The 6,278-nt window shown below is 36.0% G+C and carries 5 protein-coding genes; 3 read left to right on the top strand and 2 right to left on the bottom strand.

Annotation, left to right across the window (positions count from 1 at the left end):
- Positions 1–104: 104 nt before the first annotated feature.
- The gene (locus ACEVFT_RS09340; protein WP_342442340.1) at positions 105–1,514 is read right to left on the bottom strand and encodes a polysaccharide deacetylase family protein; all 1,410 of its coding nucleotides are present in this window, start codon (positions 1,512–1,514) and stop codon (positions 105–107) included.
- Between the two features lie 336 nt (positions 1,515–1,850).
- Here ACEVFT_RS09340 and ACEVFT_RS09335 point away from each other — a divergent pair, with 336 nt between their 5' ends.
- Both ACEVFT_RS09335 and ACEVFT_RS09330 read left to right on the top strand, forming a co-directional pair.
- A complete protein-coding gene (locus ACEVFT_RS09335; RefSeq protein WP_342442341.1) occupies positions 1,851–2,603 on the top strand; it encodes a threonine/serine exporter family protein in 753 nt (250 codons plus the stop codon).
- Positions 2,604–2,615: 12 nt separating this feature from the next.
- The gene (locus tag ACEVFT_RS09330) at positions 2,616–3,092 is read left to right on the top strand and encodes a threonine/serine exporter family protein (RefSeq protein ID WP_393949369.1); all 477 of its coding nucleotides are present in this window, start codon (positions 2,616–2,618) and stop codon (positions 3,090–3,092) included.
- 41 nt (positions 3,093–3,133) lie between these two features.
- Here ACEVFT_RS09330 and ACEVFT_RS09325 read toward each other — a convergent pair whose 3' ends face one another.
- Positions 3,134–5,161 (bottom strand): EAL domain-containing protein, encoded by a 2,028-nt coding sequence (locus tag ACEVFT_RS09325; protein WP_393949367.1) that lies wholly within the window; start codon positions 5,159–5,161, stop codon positions 3,134–3,136.
- Positions 5,162–5,347: 186 nt separating this feature from the next.
- Here ACEVFT_RS09325 and ACEVFT_RS09320 point away from each other — a divergent pair, with 186 nt between their 5' ends.
- A complete protein-coding gene (locus ACEVFT_RS09320; RefSeq protein ID WP_205446667.1) occupies positions 5,348–6,241 on the top strand; it encodes a DMT family transporter in 894 nt (297 codons plus the stop codon).
- Positions 6,242–6,278: the final 37 nt, after the last annotated feature.

The following is a 6,278-nucleotide window of genomic DNA, read 5'->3' as shown; positions in this document are numbered from 1 at the left end:
TCAACTTGCTAAAAAGTCTTTTTCTGCTAGTGACATGATCTTTTTTCAACAACATGAAAAGTCCAATGAATATCGAAATTCATTGGACTTTTTCTTTGTCAATACTATTGGCGATATGGCAGTATCTCTGAAACAGTTACAAATTCATAGCCCTGCTCTTGTAAATAGGCAAGAACAGCGTCAAGTCCGTCTGCAGTGGATTGATGAATATCATGCATTAAGACAATGGCATTATTGTGTAAATTATTTTTTACATGTGGCAATAGTTGCTGTGCATTGCGATGTTTCCAATCTAATGTGTCAATCGTCCAGAGCACGACAGGGACAGGAATCTCCGCGTTAATTGTATCATTAGTTGCGCCATAGGGTGGTCTAAAAACAGTCGCACCTTGATTGATTGCTTTCTCTATTTCAGTGGCAGTAGTGTTATACTCTTTCATTACTTGTTCTTGCGTAAGCTTTGTTAATACAGGGTGGTTCCATGAATGGTTTCCAATTTCATGACCGCGCGCAAGAACATCTTTTACGATGTCGGGATAATATTGTACACGACTACCGAGCATGAAGAAGGTAGCTTTTGCGTGATACTTATCGAGAATATTTAAAATTTGCTCCGTCACTTTTGGATGTGGACCATCATCAAACGTTAAGGCAATACGTTTTTTATTTGGATCACCAGTTGGCGGTGGATTGATTGGTTTTACATTTTCCATTGCGATTTGAAACTCGGAGGCTAACAATGGGTTAATAAGTGAAAGGGGTAGTTTCACTATTGGGGTACCTGCTGCTCCACTAGCAATCTCATATTCATCGAAATAGAATTGTAATGAATCGTCAACAATAGCAAAGCGATTGAAGTTAGACCATTTTGGTTCCGTAGCTTTTAATAGTTCATCGTTGAAAAGCTCATCCTTTAATTGGAGGTTTTTTTGCAAATCTTTTCGGACGTTTACCGCCAACGTAGATAAGTTATTCTCATCATTTTGTAAGAGTGTTTGGATCGTAATTTGTTCGCCAGTTTCGTTGTTAATAAAGAATGTTTTTGTTGAGACTTCGTGATTGGCTCCACCTAGATATAGCATCTTTGTTAGCACAAAGGAATAGTAATGCTCTCGGTATGGAAACGTTTCAAGACTAATATTTAATTCACCCATAGCTTCTTTATCTTTAATTTTTTTCATCGATGTTAGATAGTTTTCTTTTGAATCCGATATGTATTGTAATACGGCATCATTAAAAACTTCGTTATCTGTTTGTGGGTAATGAATAGCAAATGGTGTTCGTTTGTCATTTGAAACGTCTGTCACAATACGTATGCCGGGAAACGCAGAACTTTCGGTCGATAAATGACTATTCACCGATTCCGTCTCGGATTCTTTTGAAGCACTAATCTTTTGAAACTTAAATTCATCCTTTGAAAGGATAATAAAAAGTATAATAGTTGTTAAGGTCACAATAAGGCTAAGTAATAAGAAATCAATTATTGGACCGCGTCTTTTTCTGCGTTCCTGCATGGTGTTGGATACGCTCCCCTCTTTTTTATTTTCTATACAATCAGACGTGTCAGTCATTAAAAAAGTTATACAAATCTATAATCTTTTTATGTTATTTTGTGGGAATTTATAAAGATCACTTTTCCTTCTATAGTTAGTGAATTAATTGTAGTTGTACTTCTTTTTAAGAGGTTGTAAAATACCTACTAAAATAGAAAAAATCATGCGCAATATTAGTGAGACTGTGAAAATAAATTGAAAGATAACTAATTGCTTATGAAAAAATTTTCAGTTGAGTTTTTATTAGCAGTTCGTTAATATTGGCAAGGAACCTTTTGAAGGAGGCAGATAGCTGCAATGGTCTTACAAGATGCGGATAATGAACTTACGATTGACTGTTTGTTGCTTGCAGGGCGCATTATGATTGAAAGTGGTGCAGAAACATATCGCGTAGAGGATACGATGCTGCGTATGGCACATTCTCAAAATATGCCAAATGCTCAATGTTATGCCACACCAACTGGCATCATTTTTTCGTTAGGCAAGACACAGCCAACAAGAATTACATCAATTTCCAGTAGGGTTACAGATTTGCAAAAAATAGCCTTGGTAAATTCAGTATCTCGTAGACTCACATCTCAAATCATAACATTAGAAGAAGCTTATGACGAGCTAAAGTCGATACAAAAAACAAATTATTTTTTACCAACTTATTTACAAGTTTTGGCAGCTGCACTTGCTAGTGGTTGTTTCCTAATTATGTTTAAAGGTGGTTGGTCTGATTTTCCTATAGCTTGTTTAGCAGGTGGACTAGGTTTCCTAGTACTTGTAATAATCAATCATTTAACAAAGGTAAAGTTCTTTTCTGAATTTACAGCATCACTCGGCCTCGGCTTTGTGGCCTTCTTGGCAGTAAAGTATGGTTATGGTACTGAACTTGATAAAATTATTATTAGTTCCGTCATGCCACTCGTACCAGGTATTTTGATTACAAATGCTGTTCGTGATTTAATGGCAGGTCATTTTATGTCAGGGATGGCAAAGGGAGCAGAGGCCTTTTTAACAGCCTTTGCTATTGGTGCAGCAATTGCCGTCACACTAGGATTTTAGGAGGCGGACAATATGCAGATGATGGACATTATTATACAATTAATTGTTAGTTTTTTTGCGACGGCTGGGATTGCCATTATTTTCAATGTTCCTAGAAAAACATTACTTCATTGCGGTCTTGTTGGGGTAATTGGCTGGATTATTTACTATGTTCTAACAGAGCAAGGGATGGATGTTGTCAAAGCCTCTTTCTTTGGCTCATTTGTCATAGCGATTATTGCTCATTTGTATGCCCGACGTTTTAAAATACCGATGATTATTTTTATTGTTGGTGGAATTATACCGTTAGTGCCAGGGGGCATGGCCTATAATGCGATGAGAAATGTAGTAGAAGATGATTACTTACAAGGCTTGCAATATGGCTTAAAGGCATTTTTAATTACAGGTGCCATTGTTATTGGTCTTGTTTTTGCAGAAGTAATTATTCAACTCATATTCCGCTCCGTTCGTTCAAGTAAAGTAAAATTGCAAAAGGTTTATAAAAAATAGAAGGAGGCTGCGTGCACAATACACGCAGCCTCCTTATTCATTTATTGCTTTTTAGTCAGTAATAGTTCAATCTCTTCGGGTGTAACAGGTTTGCTAATATAATAGCCCTGAATGGCATCACAACCATAAGTAATTAATAGATCTGCTTGTTCAGCTGTTTCAACACCTTCAGCTACAACTTTCAATTCCATGGATTTACCTAGTTGTACCATACCATGCATAAGCTTTTGGCTCTTTTCAGATTTCAATAGTGAATTTGTAAAAGTTTGATCGATTTTCAGTGTATCAATTGGTAATATTTGCATATATCTAAATGAACCATAGCCTGTTCCGAAATCATCTAATACAAAGGAGATGCCTTCGTTTTCAAGCTTACGCATTTGCTGTGCGATAGATGTTGCGGCTTCAGCTTCTAAAGCAAATTTTTCAGTAATCTCAATTTGTAATAGGTTCGCTGGACAACCTGTTTTTGTGATCATTTCAAGTATGGATTTTGCCATATTTTTATCACGGAATTCACGTACAGAAGAGTTAATAGATACTTTTAAATCATAGCCAGCCTTTTTCCAAAGTAAAGCTTGTTCACAAGCCTTTTCCAGCATGAAGGACCCAATATTGTTAATCAGACCTGTTTCTTCTGCGATAGGAATTAACTCATCAGGCTTAACGACGCCTATTTCCTCATCTTCCCAACGTACGAGTGCTTCAACAGCAGTAACTTTTCCAGAATACACATCGATTTGTGGCTGATAGAGTACCTTTAAGTTCTTTTGATCAAGAGCTTGAAGTAAGCGCTTTTCAATTAATGCTTTACGATTTAAAGCTTTATGTGTTGCTGTTGATAAGGAAACAATTTTGTCTCCACCAGCTTCACGTACCGTTGAAATAGTAGCAATGGATGCCTTCATAAGCTGAGAGAATGTTGATTGATCCTCAGGATATCTAGTTATGCCTCCGCTAATAGAAATTGGTACAGCAATATTGCCGCTATAAATCGGATGTTGTTGTAAGTAAGATAAAAAGCCTTGAATAAACCATTCACTTAAAGGCGTGATGACAACAAAATCATTTTCATTGATACGGGCCATCGTGCTATCTTGGAAATACATTTTTATACGATTTGTAAATTCAACAATAAGGCTTTGATCGATTTGTTGGTCATGCAATTCTTTAAGCGTATAAAATTTATCAATACTTAGATAAACAAATGAAAAATGTCTTTCATCGTCAATCATATTGGCAATTACTTTTTCAAGTCGATGTGCATTCATCAGACCCGTTTCTGTATCGATGTAAGCAATTTTTTCAAGTTGATGTTGAATCGTTTTTGACTTCGTCACATCTTTTTCAATTAAGATAAATTGTTGTTCGTTTGTTTCAAGGTTGACAAGAGGGATAGCCGTTAGTAGTACCCAATAGGATTGCCCTGTTTTTGTGACTTTTTCAACTTCTCCTTGCCACGTATGACCATTATTTAAATTACGCCAGATTGTATGTGTTATTTTTTCACTCGTTTCATTATCCGGGAATAGCTGCCAAAAAGTTTTGCCGATAACACGCTTTGGTGTCCATTGGCTTGTTTTTAGAAATTCATTATTACATTCTAAGATAAATCCGTCGTGATCGAGTGTAACAGTCATAAAGGTTGCATCTAAACCTTGCTTAAGGTTTACAAAGGTACTGCAATGAGAGATAGCTTGCGTCATTAATTCTGGTAGCATAAAAATCAATAGAATAAAACGCTCTCCTTCATCTGTAAAAGGTTTAGCTAGCAGAGCTGTCGTTATTTCTGCATTTGAAGTGGTGTGAACTTGAATTTTTTCTAGATACGTACTGTCCTCATTTTGTAAAATAGATTGAAATGTTTCGACAGGAAGCTGACGCAGTAGATTTTCGTGTATAGATGGAGTAGTATTTCCTTTAATATCATTAGCTGATAATCCAATCAGATGTTCAGCGCTCTTTCCCCAGACTGTCGCTTGTCCATCTTGATTAATGATAATTGCAGGAAAAGGAAGTGAATTTAAATAATGTTCATCAATCGTAAATGATTTATGCATATGACTCATGATTATTCGATCTCCTTGGGTAATCAATATATACTAATATTATAGATAATAATCGGGAATTAGTCATTATGAATATATTTGTAAATATTTGATAATGAAAAATAGTAGGACTTTTCTCGTGAAGTACAAGAAATGATTTGAAGAAAAGTGACAATTTTTAGTACGTATATAGGAAGCAGGATTGGTATGAAACGTTTAAAAGGAATAATATTTATTGTCTCGGGTGCTATGCTATGGGGAGCAACTGGACCTTTAATGGAGTGGTTACTTAATCATACACCGTTGACCGTATCCTTTATGTTAACGATCCGTTTATCGGTTGCAGGTATATTACTACTTACATACTTATTGTTAACAGGAAAAAATATTTTTGGTATTTGGCAGCACAAGCTATGGGGAAGGCAGCTCATTGTTTTTGGTATTGCAGGTATGCTAGGTGTACAGTTTGCCTTTGTTGCTGCAATTAATGAAAGTAATGCTGTGCTGGCGACCTTACTACAGTTTTTAGCGCCAATATTTGTTGTTGCATATGTCTCTCTTAGTTTAAAGAAATGGCCACCAAAATATCAAGTGTTAGGTATTATTGGTACCCTTATAGGGTTATTTCTATTACTAACGAACGCATCATTTGAAAGTTTGCTTATTAGTCCAAAAGCCTTGTTGTGGGGTATAGCAGTAGGCTTAACATTTGCATTTTATACCTTGTATCCTGCACGCTTAATGAAGGAGTGGAGTGTGCTTTTAGTAGTTGGCTGGGGGATGCTGGTGGGTGGCTTCACTTTAGGTGTAGTAAGCCGTGTTTGGCAGTCCAATCAATGGGGCGTACTAATGGACTTTAAAATTTTTATGTTATTAGTTGCTTTAATATTTTTTGGAACAGTTGCTTTTATCTTATTTTTAAGTAGTATGAAATACATTTCGGCAGTTGAAACGAGCATTCTTTCCAGTATTGAACCATTAACAGCAATGGTTATTTCAGTTATTGTTTTCGGTACTTCCTTAGGTTTCTGGCAATTAATAGGTGTATTCGTTATGCTTGTTTGTGTAACATGGCTTTCAATAGCTGGAGAAAAATCATAAATATACTATAGAGTTAGGAGTTTTTGACTACCTTAAA

It is taken from the genome of Lysinibacillus sp. PWR01, assembly GCF_043359455.1.
GTDB classification, from domain to species: Bacteria; Bacillota; Bacilli; order Bacillales_A; family Planococcaceae; genus Lysinibacillus; species Lysinibacillus fusiformis_F.
The sequence above is the reverse complement of the archived record's forward strand: the minus strand, read 5'-3'. Positions and strand labels throughout refer to the sequence as shown.

Coding starts and splice junctions, on each gene's coding strand:
- ACEVFT_RS09320 (WP_205446667.1), top strand. CDS start 5,348: ATGAAACGTTTAAAAGGAATAATATTTATTGTCTCGGGTGCTATGCTA.
- ACEVFT_RS09340 (WP_342442340.1), bottom strand. CDS start 1,514: ATGCAGGAACGCAGAAAAAGACGCGGTCCAATAATTGATTTCTTATTA.
- ACEVFT_RS09325 (WP_393949367.1), bottom strand. CDS start 5,161: ATGAGTCATATGCATAAATCATTTACGATTGATGAACATTATTTAAAT.
- ACEVFT_RS09330 (WP_393949369.1), top strand. CDS start 2,616: ATGCAGATGATGGACATTATTATACAATTAATTGTTAGTTTTTTTGCG.
- ACEVFT_RS09335 (WP_342442341.1), top strand. CDS start 1,851: ATGGTCTTACAAGATGCGGATAATGAACTTACGATTGACTGTTTGTTG.